Below are 15,232 nucleotides of genomic sequence, written 5' to 3'. Positions count from 1 at the left end.
GGCAGTGTCCATGGTGAACTCGGCCGCAACTTGCAACGCGCAGCGCTGGCTGTCCATCGTCGGGATTGGCGAGGATGGTGTTGACGGTCTCTCGACGTCCGCACGACGTCTCATCGCGCAGGCGGCGCTCGTGGTCGGAGGCGCGCGCCATCTCGAGCTTGCCGCGCCGTTGATCGCGGGGGAACGGCTGGCTTGGCCCAGCCCGTTGAAGCTCGCGTTCGACCAGATCGCGGCGCGACGGGGACAGCCCGTCGTCGTTCTCGCAAGCGGCGATCCTTTCAACTACGGCGTCGGCAAGCAGCTGATGCAGCGCTTCGCGTCCGCCGAGATGCTTTGCGTCCCGCAGCCCTCGGCCTTCAGCCTCGCGGCGGCGCGGCTCGGCTGGCCGCTGCAGGATGTGGCGCAGGTGACGTTGCACGGCCGCCCGCTCGAAGGGATTATCCGCCATCTCGCGCCGGGCGCGCGCATTCTGGCACTGGCCTGGGACGGATCCACCGCCGCGCGGCTCGCCGCGCTGCTGACCTCGCGCCGCATGGGACGCTCGCGCCTGACGGTGCTGGAAGCGATCGGCGGCGCGCATGAGCGGGTGCGCAGAGCGCTGGCCGACGCGTTCGATCTCTCTGATATTCATCCGCTGACGACGATCGCGGTCGAGGTCGATGCCGAGACCGATGCACCCGTGATCCCGCTGACCGCTGGTCTTGCCGATGACCTGTTCGAGCATGACGGCCAGCTCACCAAGCGCGACGTGCGCGCCGTGACGTTGTTGGCCTTGGCGCCGCGTCCAGGCGAACTGCTGTGGGACGTCGGGCTGGGCTCGGGCGCGGTGGCAATCGAGTGGCTGCTGCGGCACGGCTCGCTGCGCGCGATCGGGATCGAGGCGCGGCAGGACCGGGCCGACCGGGCGATGCGCAACGCGCTGGCGCTCGGCACTCCCGAGCTGAAGCTGGTGATGGGACGCGCGCCGGCGGTGCTGGCGGATCTGGAAGCGCCCGATGCGGTCTTCATCGGCGGCGGCATTTCGGAAATGGGTGTGTTCGAAGCCGTCTGGTCGCGGCTGAAACCCGGCGGCCGCCTCGTCGCCAACGTGGTGTCGCTCGAAGGCGAGGCGCGGCTGAGCGCGTTGTTCGGCCAGCATGGCGGTGAACTGATCCGCATCGCGGTTTCGCGCATCGAGCCGGTCGGCCGCATGCATGGTTGGCGGCAGGCCATGCCGATCACGCAGTGGCGGGTGACGAAACCATGATCGCGCTCGGGATCGGTTGCCGCCGCGCCGCCAGCGTCGCAGACATCGAGGCGGTCATCGCACAGGCGCTCTCGTTGGCGCGCCTCGCCCCGGCAGACGTGGCGGTGCTCGCCACGGCGGCGGACAAGGTCAGCGAGCCTGGCGTGGTGTCCGCCGCGCAGCGGCTCGGCCGTCCGCTCGTCGGAGTCGATCTTGCTGACATGACGGCTGTCGCCGATCGCGCGATCACGCGAAGCGATCGCGTCAGGCGCCTGAAGGGTGTACCTTCGGTTGCCGAGACGGCGGCGCTCGCTGCCGCCGGCGCGAATGCCCGGCTGGTCCTGGCGCGCGTCGCAAACGCCGTAGCGACCTGCGCGCTGGCGGAGGGCGAGGCGGCCATCGATGCGGAGCGTGCGCCATGACGGTGCACTTCATCGGCGCCGGTCCCGGCGCCCCGGACCTGATCACCTTGCGCGGCCGTGACCTGATCGCGCGCTGTCCGGTATGTCTCTATGCGGGCTCGCTGGTCCCTCGAGCGCTGCTCGATCATTGCCCGCCCGGCGCACGTATCGTCGACACGGCACCGATGTCGCTCGACGAGATCGTGGCCGAGATCGAGCGCGCCACGCTCGCGGGCGACGACGTGGCGCGGCTGCATTCCGGCGATCTCTCGATCTGGAGCGCGCTCGGCGAGCAATTGCGGCGCCTGGATGCATTGCGGATTCCCTACACGATCACACCCGGTGTGCCGTCGTTCGCGGCGGCGGCGGCCGCGCTTGGTCGCGAATTGACCTTGCCGGGATTAGCCCAATCGGTGGTGCTCACGCGGACCTCCGGCCGCGCGTCGGCCATGCCGGACACGGAGCAGCTTTCGCTGTTCGCGCAGTCGCGCGCCACGCTCGCCATCCATCTCTCGATCCACGTTCTCGACAAGGTCGTCGAGGAGCTGCGGCCGCATTACGGTGACGACTGTCCGGTCGCGATCGTCTATCGCGCGAGCTGGCCGGACCAGCTGGTCCTGACCGGCACGCTGGCGACCATCGTCGGCCAGGCCGCGGCTTCCGCCGTGGAGCGGACCGCGCTGATCCTGGTGGGCCGCGCACTCGCAACCAAGGATTTTCGCAACAGCGCGCTGTACGATGCCGACTATCAGCGGCGCTTCCGCGGGAGAGGGGAGTGAGCCGGTCCATGACTTTGTCCGACCAGCCGGCCGTCGCGGTCGAACACGGCGATGTCGAGGGCCATGTCGTTGTCGCCCAGCGCACGCCGCGCCGTCGTCCAGGCGGCGAGCGCGACCACCTCTCCGGCAGGAAACCCGACCCGCTGGGACTCCTGCAGCACCTGCAGCGCGGTGTTGGCCGTGCGTGCGCTCGTGACCAGCGTGGCCGGCGCACCCGCGTCATGCAGCGTGTTCGCCAGCCAGCCGAGATCGACCTCGCCGGCGCGCGAATGCAGGTCGAGCAGGCCCTGGCCGAGCTTGGTCATCTTGGCGAAGCCGCCGGCCACGGTGACGCGAGCGACCGGATGCCGTCGCAGATATTTCAGCATGCCGCCGGCGAAATCGCCCATGTCGATCAGCGCCGTCTCCGGCAGGCCATGGAGCCGCTGCACGGCCTTCTCGGATGTGCTTCCCGTCGCGCCGGCGATGTGCGGCAGGCCGGCCGCGCGCGCGACGTCGATGCCGCGATAGATGGAGTGGATCCAGGCAGCACAGCTGAACGGCACCACGATTCCCGTGGTGCCGAGGATCGACAGGCCGCCGACGATGCCGAGCCGCGGGTTGAGCGTCTTTCTGGCGAGCTCCTCGCCGCCGGGAATGGAGATCTCGACGGCCACGTCGCCTGTCGCACCGAGCTTTGCCGAGGCTTCGCCAATCGCCGCCGTGATCATCTCGCGCGGCACCGGATTGATCGCAGGCTCTCCCGGCGGCAGCGGCAATCCCGGTCGTGTCACGGTGCCGACGCCGGGGCCGGCGCGGAACGTTACGCCGGAATTGTCTGCACCGCGCCGCAAGGTTGCTCTGACCAGCGCACCATGCGTGACGTCAGGATCGTCGCCGGCGTCCTTGACCACGCCCGCGGTGGCCTTGATGCCGTCGGCCTCATGCATCGCGATCGCAAAGCCGACGCGACGTCCGCCAGGCAGGGCGATCTCGACCATGGCAGGACAGTTGCCCGTGATCAGCAGCTCGTAGGCGGCGCGCGCTGCGGCCGTGGCGCAGCTGCCGGTCGTCCAGCCACGCTTCAGCGGTCGGTTCGGCGGATCCGCGATGTCCATCATGTCGGTTCGCATAGCACATTTTGCCATGCCTCGGCGGCGTTACGGCCATGAGCACGGCGGCGCCCAGCGGAATCATCATCGCCGCGCCGCGTTCGGGCGCCGGCAAGACGACCGTCACGCTCGGGCTGTTGCGTGCACTCAGCCGGCGCGGCGCGCGCGTGCAACCCTTCAAATGCGGCCCGGACTATATCGATCTCGCCTATCACACGGCTGCGGCACAACGGACGAGCTACAATCTCGACAGCTGGGCGATGTCCGCGCCGCAGCTGCTCGGGCTTGCCTGCGGCGTCGCCGCCGACGCCGATATCGCCATCGTCGAGGGCGTCATGGGCCTGTTCGATGGCGCGTCGCATCCCGGGCGCGCGGGCAGGGGCTCGGCTGCGGATCTTGCAGCCCTGACCGGCTGGCCGGTCGTGCTCGTTCTCGATGTCAGCGGGCAGACCGAGACGGCCGCCGCCGTCGCGCTCGGCTGCGCGCGTTTTCGCGACGATGTCCACGTGGCCGGGGTGATCCTCAATCGGGTCGCGAGCGAGCGGCACCGGGCGCTCATCGAGCCGGCGTTTGCGACCGTCGGAATCGAGGTGCTCGGCGCGCTGGCGCGGGACGCGCAACTGACCTTGCCCGAACGCCATCTCGGGCTGGTCCAGGCCCAGGAGATCACGGCCATCGAGGCCCATCTCGAGCGTCTTGCGGCAAGCGTGTCCGGGTCGGTCGATCTCGACGCGGTGCTTGCTCTCGCAAATCCGATTCGGGCGCCTGGCCTCGCCGCGCAGAGCTCCAGCCTCGGCATCAAACCGCCCGGACAGCGCATCGCGCTCGCATCAGATGCGGCCTTCTCGTTCAGCTATCCGCATCTGCTGCGGCACTGGCGCGCTCAGGGCGCGGAGGCCATCCCGTTCTCGCCGTTGAACGATGAGGCTCCTGATCCGGCAGCCGACGCGGTGTGGCTGCCAGGCGGCTATCCCGAATTGCATGCGGGACGGCTGGCCTCGGCGCGGTCGTTCCTGGACGCGTTGCGCGCGATGGCCTCGCGCGGCGTGCCAATCCACGGCGAGTGCGGCGGCTACATGACGCTAGGCGCGGGACTCGAAGATGCCCATGGTGTCCGGCATGTGATGGCTGGGCTGCTGTCACTGGAAACGTCGTTCGCGCGACGCCGCCTGCATCTCGGCTATCGTCAAGCGACGCTCTTGGTCGACTGCAGCCTCGGCCCGAGAGGGGCCGTCGTTCACGGCCACGAATTCCATTATGCAACCATCCTGAGCGAGGCAGACGATCCGCTGATCGCGTGCCGCGATGCCTCGGGCGGCGTCATCGCCGAGCGCGGCGCCCGGCGCGGGTCGGTGACCGGATCGTTCCTGCACGTCCTGAGCGGGGAGGGCGCATGAGCGAGCCAGGCCGAAGCCCTCCGCAGTTCGACGCGACATTCCGGCAGCGCTTTGCCGAGCTGGTGCGCTGGCGTCGCGACGTCCGCCGTTTCCGCGCCGATCCGGTCTCCCTTGAGCTGATCGAGCAGTTGCTCGCTCTCGCGTCCTACGCGCCGTCCGTCGGCTTCTGCCAGCCTTGGCGGTTCGTGCTCGTCGAGAGCGCCGAACGCCGCGCGACGGTGATCGAGAACTTCCAGCATGCGAACCAGGCGGCGCTCGCCGGCTATGATGGTGAGCGGCGCGCGCTCTATGCAAGCCTCAAGCTGGAAGGCTTGACGCAGGCGCCGGTCCATCTCGCCGTCTGTGCCGACGAAGGCGCTGCCACCGGGCACCGTCTCGGCCGCGCCACGATGCCGGAAACGCTCCGCTACTCGGTGGTCGCAGCGATCCAGACGTTCTGGCTGGCGGCGCGCGCGGAAGGTCTCGGCGTTGGCTGGGTGTCGATCCTGGACCCGGAGGCTGTCTGTCGCGCGCTCGAATTGCCGTCGGACTGGAGCCTGATTGCGTATCTCTGCGTCGGCTGGCCGCAGGAGGAGCATGACGATCCCGAGCTGGAACGTCACGGCTGGGAAACGCGGCTCGACCAGACCGTGATCAAGCCGCTCAAGCGCTAGGTCACGACGCGAGCGCCAACGCCGGCGCGTCAACCGTCATCGGCTCGCCGACGGCGGCCTCGGCGCGCATGAGCTGAAACCGTGTGCCGTGCAGGTTGACGGTCAGTGGAATGCCGCGGAAATCGTCGTGAAAGGCGTGGATGCGGCGCGCCATCTCGGATCGATCGATGTCGGCGGGCATGTCGCATAGGGCGGCGTACATCTGCCTCGTGCTCTTGGTGCCGCTCCAACCGGTGCCGAGCGCCGGCAGCGGGCCGGCCTGGCAGGCGAGGTCGCGCGACATCCGCCAGAACAGATAGGCGAGCCGCACGAACGCCATCTGCTCCAGGCCGCGGACATCCACGCCTTGGGGGATGTCGAACGGCTCGACACCGACGATCGCGCCGCAGTCGACCCGGGTCTCCATCGCGTGGGCCGTCGCGCCGAAGCGCTTCGTACCGTCGTACATTGCGAAATGGGCCGGCGCCCAGCCGGGATAATCCGGTGGGCCCGGATGAAAATTGTAGGCGCCGTAACCGAGCGCCTGAAGGATGGCGGCAGGCACGACGACGCCGGTCGTGAACGCAAGCAGGCGGGATCTGCCGAGCACGTCGCGTTCGATGGCTTCGAGGTCCTGCAGGCTGACCGCGCAGCGGAATGCGAGGGCAGGGTTGTGCGCCCGCAGGAGCTCGGACAACGCGAGCTGCTGGTCACGGCTGCCGGTGAGAAGAATGATGGTGTCGAACATGATTTGTCCTGGCTGGCGTCAGTGGCGATGGGCGTTGAAGCTGGCGGGCCGGCGCATGGCTTCCGAGGCGGCGGTGGCGGCGAACAGATCGGCCGGCAGCTCCTGACCGGGGACGATCTCGAGTACCATGTTGTCGGCCAGCAAAGCGGCCCGCCGCGCCATGCGAACCTCCGGCGCCCACGAGCACAGCGAAAGCTCGAGGCGGCCAAAGCCGCCGCAATCGGCGACGAAGGCGCTCGTCAGCCGCTCGATGCTGTCGGCCGTTGCGCGCGCGCTGCTACCTTCGACATCGCGCAGGATGACCGTGACGCCCCGGCCAGATTTTACTTTCGAGCGCACCACGAGCAGCGACTCCAGCGCGCCGACGCGCCCCGCCCGCCGCGGCGAGCGTGCCACTTCGGCGAAGTCCGGGTCGGGGCCGAGATCAGCGTTTGTCGGCTTCAGATTGTGGACGATCGTCGCGTTGCCGACTCCGGCTTCCCCTGCAACGGCATGGTAGCTGCGGGGAAGCCAGACCGTATCGAGTGCGATCTGGGACGTCACCGCACTCCAGGCCTGGTCGATCAGATAGCCGTCCCAGACATCGGGATATGACGAGGCAATCTCGCGCCAGGTCGTCAGCATGGTCTCGGCCGCCTTGGAGCGGCCGAAATAGAGAGTGCGCGGCGACATCTCCCAGCCGTTCCACTTATGGACGGCGAAGTCGCAGCCGGCCAGATGAGGAAGGCCCGGGGCGGCTTGAAACATCACGTCCGCCTCGACGTACAACAGCGGCTCGCGGTGCCGCTGCCACATCCGCGCGACGAAGTCGGCCTTGTCGGCAGCGCTCAGGCGTTCGCCGGGGCGGCAATCGATCGCCTCGATGTCGAATGGGAGCCCGAGCCGCTGCAGCGAGCGTCTGAGATGATAGACGTGCAAGTCGCCGACCGTCGTCGGATGGCAGGACACGACACGCATCGTAGTTGCGGGTGCCGTCTCCGGAGCAGGCCAGTCGCGGCCGCCCCACCACAATTCATGCGGACCGTCGGCCGAGGTGCCGACGGTGCCGAACGCCGTCAACTTGGACTTCAGGAAATCGAACGCGGGGTTTTCGCCGAAAGGGATCGCCACGGCATCGTGCGAGGTCAGCGTGCCGTACAGCAGCTCCGCACCCGCGCCGGTTGGCGGATCGAGCAGGACGATCGTGCGGCCGCGGCCAGGCGATGGACGTTCGTCGCAGTGAACCAGCGGCCCGAATGTCCGCGACAGCCACTGCAGACGAAGACCTTGCTGCTGACCGAGCCTGACGCCTCGAGCGCGCAAGGCTTGCGTCGGGTCGTCGTCGATGGCTTTCGGGTTTTGTCGCATCATGCCGGGTCCTCCTGCACAATCAAACGGACCACGTCGGCCAATCAGGCGCGTCGATCACGCATGCGCCGGCGTCGGTCACTTGCGATGATGCGAGCAGGACGAAGCTCTCGACACGGAAAACGCGAACTTCGTTTCGCAATGTTGCCGGCGCGCCGCGCGAAGCCCGCACAGATGAATCAACATCGTGGATGCGTAAGAAGACGTACGGGCATTCGCTTTCGATCTGATAGCGCTTGGTCGACGCCGAAGTACGAAATCGGGCATTAAAAAGCAGTCGCGGGCGCGGATCGCGCGCTTCGCGCTGAGATATCGAACGCGACGATACTCACGAAAGTCGACGTCGATCGAAACATTGAGCAACATTCGGTGACGCTACAGACATCGATTGACACCTACGCGTGCGTCGTCGGCGCGCGACGCATCACGTCGATCGCTTCATTTGTCGTTCCATCAGCAACTACAACGTACGAGCACGACAGATCAGGCGCGCCTTGTCGCAAAAATCGTCACGAGATTCAAAAATCGCGTCTGCGGAAACTGACAGAGTCGAAAAATGCGATAATTTCGTCGAGGTGATTCGGAAAAAATTGCCGGGCGAGATGATCGTTTCGCAAGAACTCCGGATCTTGATCGACCGCAGATTTGGTGTGCGCGGTCCGCATCCAGGGATGCTGTTAGTAAGCGTTGCAGCCCGCGTTTTCTGCTGAACTCGTCTTCCGGAATGAACCCGCGCCATGCCGAACATCGGCCTCTCCTTCTCAATGATCGTCGAGCGCTCGATCCGCGTGCGGCAGAATTTGCCTGTCCCTAGGCAAAACATTCCATCTAACTACCTGAAAAATCACGAAAAATCTTCGCCTGCTTCTCTCGATCACAGCGTTCAACGATCGGAAGCCGTCTGCGAATACCGCATTCGGCATTGCGGGTTGGAGATGCGGAAATGAGCTACGCGCTGGACGTCTGGGCCCCGGCCGATGGCGTATCTTCGAAGGAGCCGGGGTCCCCGGACGTCGCGGTGGTGCTGCCGTCGAGCGAGTCGGTCAGCACCGTTCCAGACTCTGCGCCGCCGGGCGAGACCATGGTCTTCGACGAGGACAAGGATCTGCTCGACCGGCTGGCCACCGGAGAGGAGCTCGCATTTCGCCTTCTCGTCGAGCGCCACATCGACCGCGCCTATGCGATTGCGTTGCGCATCGTCGGCAATGCCGCCGACGCCGAGGACGTCGTTCAGGATACGATGCTGAAGGTCTGGACTCATCGCGGGCGGTGGCAGCACGGCCGTGCCAAATTCTCGACCTGGCTCTATCGCGTCGTCAGCAACCGCTGCATCGACATCCGCCGCAAGCCGCGGACCGAGAATGTCGATGTGGTGCCCGAGGTTGCGGACGGCAAGCCGGATGCCGTGAGCGTCATCGAGCGTGCGGAGCTCAGCGACCTCCTGGAAGGAGCGATGCAGCGGCTTCCGGAGCAGCAACGGATCGCCGTGATCCTGTCGTATCACGAGAATATGAGCAACGGCGAAATCGCCGAGGTGATGGACACGACAGTGGCCGCCGTGGAGTCGCTGTTGAAGCGGGGTCGCCAGCATCTGCGCGACATGCTGCGGCGTCACGAGCGCGACATTCGCGGCGCCTTCACCGATTGCTAACCATAAAATTCCCGGCGCGGGAGAATTCCCGCCTGATTCCCGCAGGCGCTTCCGTTTGATCGGTCAGACGGGGCCGATCCGCACCGTCAGTCCTTCCACGATGCGGCGTGCTTTGCCGATCACTCAGGAGTCCTCACCGTGCCCGCAATTTCCACCAACATCGCCGCCAACTCCGCCGTCCGCTACTTGAACATCAACTCCAACCAGGAGACGAGCTCGCTCTCCAAGCTGTCGAGCGGTTCGCGCATCACGTCGGCCTCGGACGACGCGGCCGGTCTCGCCATTTCCACGCGCATCTCCTCGGACATCACCACGCTGCAGCAGGCCGCGACCAACGCCGCCCAGGCGACGTCGATCCTGCAGACCGCGGATGGCGGCGCGTCGAACATCAGCGACATCCTGGCGCGCATGAAGTCGCTGGCCTCCGAGTCCGCATCGGGCACCACGGTCGGAACCAGCCGCACCTACATCCAGTCGGAATTCTCGCAGCTCATCAGCGAAATCTCGTCGATCGCGACCGGAACGCGCTACAGCGGTCAGAGCCTGCTCGACGGCACCAGCACGTTCTCGTCGGGCGTCTCGGTTCTGGTCGGATCGTCCGCGTCCGACACCATCAACATCACGCTGTCGGATCTCACCGCGAGCACGCTCGGCGTCTCGTCGCTCGACGTCAGCACCCAGACCGGCGCGACCGCAGCCTTGACCACTCTCGACACCGCGATCGACACCGTGTCGAAGGCGCGTGCCGACATCGGCGCGCAGGAGTCGCGCTTCAACTTCTCGGCCGATTCGATCTCGACGCAGACGCAGAACCTGCAATCGGCCAATTCCGCCATCAAGGACGTCGACATCGCCTCGGAGCAGGCGAAGCTGTCGTCGGCGCAGGTGAAGACCCAGGCCGCGGTATCGGCGGAAGCCGCCGCCAACCAGATCCCGCAGTACCTCCTGAAGCTGCTGGGCTGAGCCGTGATCTGCCGGGCCGGCGCCTCGCCGGTCCGGCTTTTTCCTCGGAGGACGACGACGGATGACGGTGAGCAGCGCAACCTCGAGCACGAGCAGCACGACATCGTCTTCTTCATCATCGACGAGTTCGAGCAGCTCGCTCACGACGTCGGGAACGAGCACCACGAGCACGATCGACTGGACCGCGCTGATCGAGTCCGCCGTCAATGCCAAGCTCACCCAGGCGACCCAGATCTCGACCAAGATCACCGCCAATGAAGCCAAGATCACGGCGTACCAGACGCTGCAGACCGCACTGAAGACACTGTCATCGGGATTGTCGTCGCTGGCGACATCGATGGTGAACTCGCTTGCGACCAACGCCTTCGCCACGCGGGCCGCCACCATCAGCGCGACCGGCGACGTCAGCGCCTCATCGGCGCTGTCGATGTCGGTGAGCAATGGAGCCGCGACCGGCAGCCACACGCTGACGATCGGCCAGGTCGCCACGGCGCACAAGGTGACGGGCACGACGCAGTCGAGCCAGACCGCGGCCCTCGGCTATTCCGGCACGTTCTCGCTCGGCCTGTCCGGAGGCAGCACGGCCGACATCACCATCACCAGCGGCATGTCGCTGCAGGATGTCGTCGACGCGATCAACGCGCAGACCTCCACGACCGATGTCGAGGCGTCGATCGTCCAGGTATCGAGCGGGTCCTATCAACTGGTGCTGACGGGGACCCAGGATGCCGCCGACATCACCTATGCAAGCTCGTCCGGGGACGACATCCTCAACAAGCTCGGGGTGACCGACAGCTCGGGAGCCTTCGCGACGGTGCTGCAGACGGCCCAGGCCGCGGAGTTCACGCTCGATGGGATCAGCCTGACCCGCAACACAAACGACATCACCGACGTGCTCAGCGGCGTCACGTTCGATCTGCTGCAGGCGACACCCTCCGGAACGACGCTGACCGTCGCCATCGGCGCCGATACGAGCCAGATCTCGTCGGCGCTGCAGACCTTCGTCACCGACTACAATGCGTTCCGCGATGCCGTGATTGCGCAGCAGACCACCAACTCCGACGGAACCGCCTCATCCAGCTCGGTGCTGTTCGGCGACGGCACCATGCGCGACATCATGAACTCGCTTCAGACCGTGCTCGGAACGTCCGTCGGCGGGCTGACGATGGCGGACCTTGGTCTCTCGTTCAACGAAAAGAACGAACTCGAACTCGATACGGGCACGCTGTCGACGATCCTGAGCACCAATTTGAGCGGTGTGACGACGTTGTTGTCGGCGCAGACCAAGACCTCGTCGAGCCAGCTCAGCGTCGTCAATACCGGGTCGTCGCCGCAGTCGTTCACCCTGGATCTGACGGTGGATGCCTCGGGGAATCTCTCGGCCGCATCCGTCGGTGGCGACAGTTCGCTGTTCACGGTCAGCGGCAACACGATCGTGGGCAATTCCGGGACGATCTATGCCGGCATGGCTTTCACCTATACCGGCTCGACCTCGCAATCGATCACGGTGACCTCGACCCAGGGGCTTGCAACCCAGATCTACCAGATCGCCAAGACCGCATCGTCCAGCACCGGCTCGTTGCAGACTTTGATCGACAATCTGACGTCCCAGGACGAGACGATGCAGGCCAAGGTCAACGACATTAAGAGCTCGGCTGCGACGTTCCAGACCCAGCTCACGGCGCAATACGCCAAGTACCAAGCCGCGATCGAGAGCGCCAACAATACGCTGACCTATCTGAAAGCCCTCCTCAATTCGAGTTCGAGTAACTGATGACCCAGAGTTCGATGGCGCAATTTGCAAGTCAGGCCTACCGCGGCACGGCCGTCGCGGTTCCGCCGCTGCGGGCCGTGATCATGCTGCTCAACGGCGCGGTCACCTGCCTGCAGAAATCCGTGCAGGCGCAGGAGGTGCGTCGCTTCGAGGAGGGGCATGCCCACCTGACCCGGGCAACGGCGATCCTGCGCGGGTTGAGCTTGCACCTCGATTCCACGCGCGGCGGACCGGTCGCCGACCAGTTGTTCGGAACCTACAACGCCCTGATCGTGGCCGCGCTGCGGGCCTATGGTCGACCTCACATGCGCGAGAATTTCCAGCGGATCACCGAAAGCCTGCTGGAACTGCGGCAGGCGTGGGAGGCTGTCGATGTGGCGGCCCGGGGAAAGCGAGCGGCTGCTGATTCGGCCAACCGTCGGTAGATCTCGCCGAATCGGGCACTCGCCGCGCTGCGGAAATCTTGAGAAATCGATCAGAAATGGGCTGCATTGTCTCCCGTTTCGGTATCCAGTGCGGCCTCGCGTGCATACGACTCCCGAAAAGTACGGAGTTTCCAGAGCTTGGTTGCGGTCGATCGTCACAATTGCCGATATCAATTTCGTTCGCGGGCTGAATGCTTTATGACCAAGCTGGAAGCGCTGGATTGGGCGGACGATGGACGTCAGGGAATTCGAGGATCTGATCGGCAGGCTGGGTGAGGACCTCTCGCGCTGGCCGGCGGAGCAGCGTCAATCCGCTGCTGATCTGCTTGCGTCCTCTCCCGAAGCCGATCGATTGCTATCCGAGGCACGTCTCGTTCGTGAGGCGCTGTCGTCGCCGCCGGTTCGTGCACCCGCCGGCCTGACGTCGCGCATCCTTGCTGCGGCCCATCGCCTGGCCCAAGAGGAAGCGGCAACCCCGCCGGCTGACGCCCATCAGCCTGGCTGAGCCTTAGCCAGGACCGCGCTTGCGCGGCTGCGCTTCGGCCGGTCGGACTTCGCCGCTGGAACCGCAACACCATCGCAACTGTCATCTCGCTCAGTTTCTTGAGCTCGCTTGCGCGCGAATCGAGGGCGCCCGAGTGCGACGACGGCGAGCCGTGGCGCCGATGCAGATCGGGGCTTCGCACCAGGCGATTTTTGCCGCCTCTGCGCAACAGCGCGGCGGCAAATTCTGCCGTCGGATCAACTAATTCGATCGACTAATTGTGCGCCTGGAATCGGCGCTCTGGCCGTTTGATCAGCAAACGCCTTCACGACCGCGTGGTCGTGCTGTGTCCCGCCGCCGCTCGCGGCGCGAGCCGGAGTTCTGCCATGACCGTCACCGCCGCGAGTTCGTCGACCGCGACCACCTCATCGACATCATCGTCCAGCGACACATCGCGTACGACGCTCAGCTCGACCGACTTTCTTCAGCTGCTGGTGAGCGAACTGCAGAACCAGGATCCGCTCAACGCGACCAGCGTGACCGACTTCATCAACCAGATGACGTCCTACGCCAATTTCACCTCGCAGCAGTCGCTCAACAGCAGCATGACCTCGCTGGCCGGCTCGTTCTCGAGCCTGGTGACGCTGAATTCGGTGAACTACATCGGCCACACCGTCGAGGCCAAGAGTGACACTGCCGTCCTCTCGAACGGCTCGGCGACGTTCGGCTATTCGCTGTCGTCAGCAGCGTCAAACGTTTCGATCTCGATCAAGGATTCCTCCGGAAGCACGGTCTGGACAGGCACCGGGACCGGCAACAAGGGCGCCAATTCGATCACCTGGGACGGCACCGATTCCAGCGGCAATCAGCTCAGCAATGGCGGCCAGTACACGATCTCCGTGACGGCGACGGACTCCGCGGGCACCTCGGTCCTCAACTACACGACGGTCACCGGGACCGTAACCGGCATCGACACCTCGACCAGCACGCCGTCGCTCACCGTCGGCGGCGTTCCTGTCAGCGCCAGCAACATCATCGGCGTCACCTCCTGACCGCATTACCCGGAGTACAATCATGAGTCTTTCTGGAGCCCTGTCATCGGCGATCTCGGCGCTCAACGCGCAGAGCTCGTCGCTCGCCATGATCAGCGACAACATCTCCAACGCCGATACGACCGGATACAAGACCACGTCCGGCCTGTTCGAGCAGCTGGTGACGGCATCGAGCAGCTCGAAAGCCTATTCCTCGGGGGGCGTCTCGGTCTCCGGCCGTGCCAACATCACGCAGCAGGGGCTGCTGGCCGCCACCACCAACGCGACCGACGTCGCCATCCAGGGCTCGGGCTTCTTCGTCGCGACCAACTCGACTTCGGCCGGAGGCGAGACCTTCTACACGCGCAACGGCGCGTTCACGACCGACAATGCCGGCTATCTCGAGAACGACGGCTACTATCTCGAAGGCTGGCGCACAGATGTGAGCGGCAACGTGGTCGGCAACGGCCTCGAGCCGGTCAATACCAAGGTGGCGCTGACGAATGGTGGGGCGACGACCAAGACGTCGCTTGCGGCCAACCTGCCGGCCGATGCTGCGAGCGGAGACACCTTCAGCAGCTCGATGACGGTGTACGATTCGCTTGGCCAGTCGCATACGCTGAACGTCACCTGGACCAAGTCGGCGACGGCGAACGAATGGACTGTCGATGTCGCGCCTGCCACGGCGTCGGACGGCACCGTGACGAGCGGCACCTATACGATCGATTTCAACTCTGACGGCTCGCTGAGCACGGTCTCCTCGACCAATCTCGGCATCACCTGGAACAACGGCGCCGCGGCGAGCTCGATCACGCTCAGCTTCGGCACCACCGGCGGCGGCACCGACGGTCTGACCCAATTGTCGTCCGGCAGCACGACGCCGAGCGTCTCCAATTTCAGCGCCAATTCCGACGGCATCTCGTTCGGAACGCTGAGCAGCATTTCGGTCGGCAAGAACGGTCTTGTCGAGGCGACCTATTCCAACGGCCAGACGGTTCCGATCTACAAGATCGCGGTGGCGACCTTCGCCGATCCCAATGGCCTCGTGGCGCATAGCAGCGGCATGTACACGTCGACGGCGACATCGGGCAACGCGACCCTGCAGGCATCCGGCGAGAATGGTGCAGGGACCATTTACGGTAGCGAGCTGGAGTCGAGCACGACCGATACCACGGGCCAGTTCAGCAGCATGATCTCGGCTCAGCAGGCCTATTCGGCGGCGTCGCAGGTGATCTCGGCCGTCAACAAGATGTACGACACCCTGATCTCGTCGATGAGGTGATC

At 65.7% G+C, this 15,232-nt stretch carries 16 protein-coding genes; 13 read left to right on the top strand and 3 right to left on the bottom strand.

The window, feature by feature from the left end; all coding sequences use genetic code 11:
• The first annotated feature begins 10 nt into the window (after positions 1-10).
• From cbiE to cobM, 3 genes are read left to right on the top strand one after another with little or no spacing between them, the layout of a single operon-like run.
• A complete protein-coding gene (cbiE, locus tag ACQR1D_RS31120) occupies positions 11-1,246 on the top strand; it encodes a precorrin-6y C5,15-methyltransferase (decarboxylating) subunit CbiE (RefSeq protein WP_434840411.1) in 1,236 nt (411 codons plus the stop codon).
• On the top strand, positions 1,243-1,647 hold the full coding sequence (locus ACQR1D_RS31115) for a cobalamin biosynthesis protein (protein ID WP_316182776.1): 405 nt from the start codon (positions 1,243-1,245) through the stop codon (positions 1,645-1,647). The genes cbiE and ACQR1D_RS31115 overlap by 4 nt, the downstream gene beginning before the upstream one ends.
• Complete coding sequence (gene cobM, locus ACQR1D_RS31110) at positions 1,644-2,405, top strand: precorrin-4 C(11)-methyltransferase (RefSeq protein ID WP_316182777.1); 762 nt, start codon at positions 1,644-1,646, stop codon at positions 2,403-2,405. Before ACQR1D_RS31115 ends, cobM begins: the two co-directional genes overlap by 4 nt.
• On the opposite strand, the gene ACQR1D_RS31105 is transcribed toward cobM, so the two are convergent.
• Complete coding sequence (locus ACQR1D_RS31105) at positions 2,375-3,505, bottom strand: cobalt-precorrin-5B (C(1))-methyltransferase (RefSeq protein WP_316182778.1); 1,131 nt, start codon at positions 3,503-3,505, stop codon at positions 2,375-2,377. The genes cobM and ACQR1D_RS31105 overlap by 31 nt on opposite strands.
• A gap of 47 nt (positions 3,506-3,552) precedes the next feature.
• Between ACQR1D_RS31105 and ACQR1D_RS31100 the strand changes: the two genes are divergently transcribed.
• On the top strand, positions 3,553-4,893 hold the full coding sequence (locus tag ACQR1D_RS31100; RefSeq protein ID WP_316182779.1) for a cobyrinate a,c-diamide synthase: 1,341 nt from the start codon (positions 3,553-3,555) through the stop codon (positions 4,891-4,893).
• A complete protein-coding gene (gene bluB / locus ACQR1D_RS31095; RefSeq protein ID WP_316182780.1) occupies positions 4,890-5,546 on the top strand; it encodes a 5,6-dimethylbenzimidazole synthase in 657 nt (218 codons plus the stop codon). Before ACQR1D_RS31100 ends, bluB begins: the two co-directional genes overlap by 4 nt.
• A gap of 1 nt (position 5,547) precedes the next feature.
• Here bluB and ACQR1D_RS31090 read toward each other — a convergent pair whose 3' ends face one another.
• Both ACQR1D_RS31090 and ACQR1D_RS31085 read right to left on the bottom strand, forming a co-directional pair.
• Positions 5,548-6,273 (bottom strand): formyltransferase family protein, encoded by a 726-nt coding sequence (locus ACQR1D_RS31090; protein WP_316182781.1) that lies wholly within the window; start codon positions 6,271-6,273, stop codon positions 5,548-5,550.
• A gap of 18 nt (positions 6,274-6,291) precedes the next feature.
• Entirely contained in the window at positions 6,292-7,623 is a 1,332-nt protein-coding gene (locus tag ACQR1D_RS31085; protein ID WP_316182782.1) for a hypothetical protein, read from the bottom strand.
• Positions 7,624-8,357: 734 nt separating this feature from the next.
• Here ACQR1D_RS31085 and ACQR1D_RS31080 point away from each other — a divergent pair.
• From ACQR1D_RS31080 to flgE, 8 genes are all read left to right on the top strand, one after another.
• Entirely contained in the window at positions 8,358-8,567 is a 210-nt protein-coding gene (locus tag ACQR1D_RS31080) for a hypothetical protein (protein ID WP_315805141.1), read from the top strand.
• Positions 8,564-9,271 (top strand): RNA polymerase sigma factor, encoded by a 708-nt coding sequence (locus ACQR1D_RS31075; protein ID WP_315805142.1) that lies wholly within the window; start codon positions 8,564-8,566, stop codon positions 9,269-9,271. Before ACQR1D_RS31080 ends, ACQR1D_RS31075 begins: the two co-directional genes overlap by 4 nt.
• Positions 9,272-9,409: 138 nt before the next feature.
• Positions 9,410-10,234: a flagellin gene (locus ACQR1D_RS31070; RefSeq protein WP_315805143.1), complete on the top strand. Its 825-nt coding sequence runs from the start codon at positions 9,410-9,412 to the stop codon at positions 10,232-10,234.
• 61 nt (positions 10,235-10,295) lie between these two features.
• Positions 10,296-12,008 (top strand): flagellar filament capping protein FliD, encoded by a 1,713-nt coding sequence (fliD, locus tag ACQR1D_RS31065; RefSeq protein ID WP_434894273.1) that lies wholly within the window; start codon positions 10,296-10,298, stop codon positions 12,006-12,008.
• Positions 12,008-12,433 carry a flagellar export chaperone FliS gene (gene fliS, locus ACQR1D_RS31060; protein ID WP_316182785.1) on the top strand — a complete coding sequence of 142 codons (426 nt, stop codon included), beginning with the start codon at positions 12,008-12,010 and terminating at the stop codon, positions 12,431-12,433. The genes fliD and fliS overlap by 1 nt, the downstream gene beginning before the upstream one ends.
• A gap of 232 nt (positions 12,434-12,665) precedes the next feature.
• Positions 12,666-12,938, top strand: coding sequence for a hypothetical protein (locus ACQR1D_RS31055; RefSeq protein WP_315805146.1), 273 nt, complete (start codon positions 12,666-12,668; stop codon positions 12,936-12,938).
• Positions 12,939-13,303: 365 nt separating this feature from the next.
• Complete coding sequence (locus ACQR1D_RS31050; protein ID WP_315805147.1) at positions 13,304-13,969, top strand: flagellar hook assembly protein FlgD; 666 nt, start codon at positions 13,304-13,306, stop codon at positions 13,967-13,969.
• Positions 13,970-13,991: 22 nt separating this feature from the next.
• Positions 13,992-15,230 (top strand): flagellar hook protein FlgE, encoded by a 1,239-nt coding sequence (gene flgE / locus ACQR1D_RS31045; protein ID WP_434894272.1) that lies wholly within the window; start codon positions 13,992-13,994, stop codon positions 15,228-15,230.
• Positions 15,231-15,232 lie beyond the last annotated feature (2 nt).

It is taken from the genome of Bradyrhizobium sp. HKCCYLRH2047, from assembly GCF_051168175.1.
GTDB lineage: Bacteria > Pseudomonadota > Alphaproteobacteria > Rhizobiales > Xanthobacteraceae > Bradyrhizobium.
Note: the sequence above shows the minus strand (reverse complement) of the source record. Positions and strands in the feature narration are given on the sequence as shown.

Excerpts from the sequence above, each read along its gene's own strand:
- fliS (WP_316182785.1), top strand. The coding sequence starts at position 12,008 with ATGACCCAGAGTTCGATGGCGCAATTTGCAAGTCAGGCCTACCGCGGC.
- ACQR1D_RS31105 (WP_316182778.1), bottom strand. The coding sequence starts at position 3,505 with ATGATGGACATCGCGGATCCGCCGAACCGACCGCTGAAGCGTGGCTGG.
- fliD (WP_434894273.1), top strand. The coding sequence starts at position 10,296 with ATGACGGTGAGCAGCGCAACCTCGAGCACGAGCAGCACGACATCGTCT.
- ACQR1D_RS31100 (WP_316182779.1), top strand. The coding sequence starts at position 3,553 with ATGAGCACGGCGGCGCCCAGCGGAATCATCATCGCCGCGCCGCGTTCG.
- bluB (WP_316182780.1), top strand. The coding sequence starts at position 4,890 with ATGAGCGAGCCAGGCCGAAGCCCTCCGCAGTTCGACGCGACATTCCGG.
- ACQR1D_RS31075 (WP_315805142.1), top strand. The coding sequence starts at position 8,564 with ATGAGCTACGCGCTGGACGTCTGGGCCCCGGCCGATGGCGTATCTTCG.
- flgE (WP_434894272.1), top strand. The coding sequence starts at position 13,992 with ATGAGTCTTTCTGGAGCCCTGTCATCGGCGATCTCGGCGCTCAACGCG.
- ACQR1D_RS31055 (WP_315805146.1), top strand. The coding sequence starts at position 12,666 with ATGGACGTCAGGGAATTCGAGGATCTGATCGGCAGGCTGGGTGAGGAC.
- cbiE (WP_434840411.1), top strand. The coding sequence starts at position 11 with ATGGTGAACTCGGCCGCAACTTGCAACGCGCAGCGCTGGCTGTCCATC.
- ACQR1D_RS31115 (WP_316182776.1), top strand. The coding sequence starts at position 1,243 with ATGATCGCGCTCGGGATCGGTTGCCGCCGCGCCGCCAGCGTCGCAGAC.
- cobM (WP_316182777.1), top strand. The coding sequence starts at position 1,644 with ATGACGGTGCACTTCATCGGCGCCGGTCCCGGCGCCCCGGACCTGATC.
- ACQR1D_RS31090 (WP_316182781.1), bottom strand. The coding sequence starts at position 6,273 with ATGTTCGACACCATCATTCTTCTCACCGGCAGCCGTGACCAGCAGCTC.
- ACQR1D_RS31085 (WP_316182782.1), bottom strand. The coding sequence starts at position 7,623 with ATGATGCGACAAAACCCGAAAGCCATCGACGACGACCCGACGCAAGCC.
- ACQR1D_RS31080 (WP_315805141.1), top strand. The coding sequence starts at position 8,358 with ATGCCGAACATCGGCCTCTCCTTCTCAATGATCGTCGAGCGCTCGATC.
- ACQR1D_RS31050 (WP_315805147.1), top strand. The coding sequence starts at position 13,304 with ATGACCGTCACCGCCGCGAGTTCGTCGACCGCGACCACCTCATCGACA.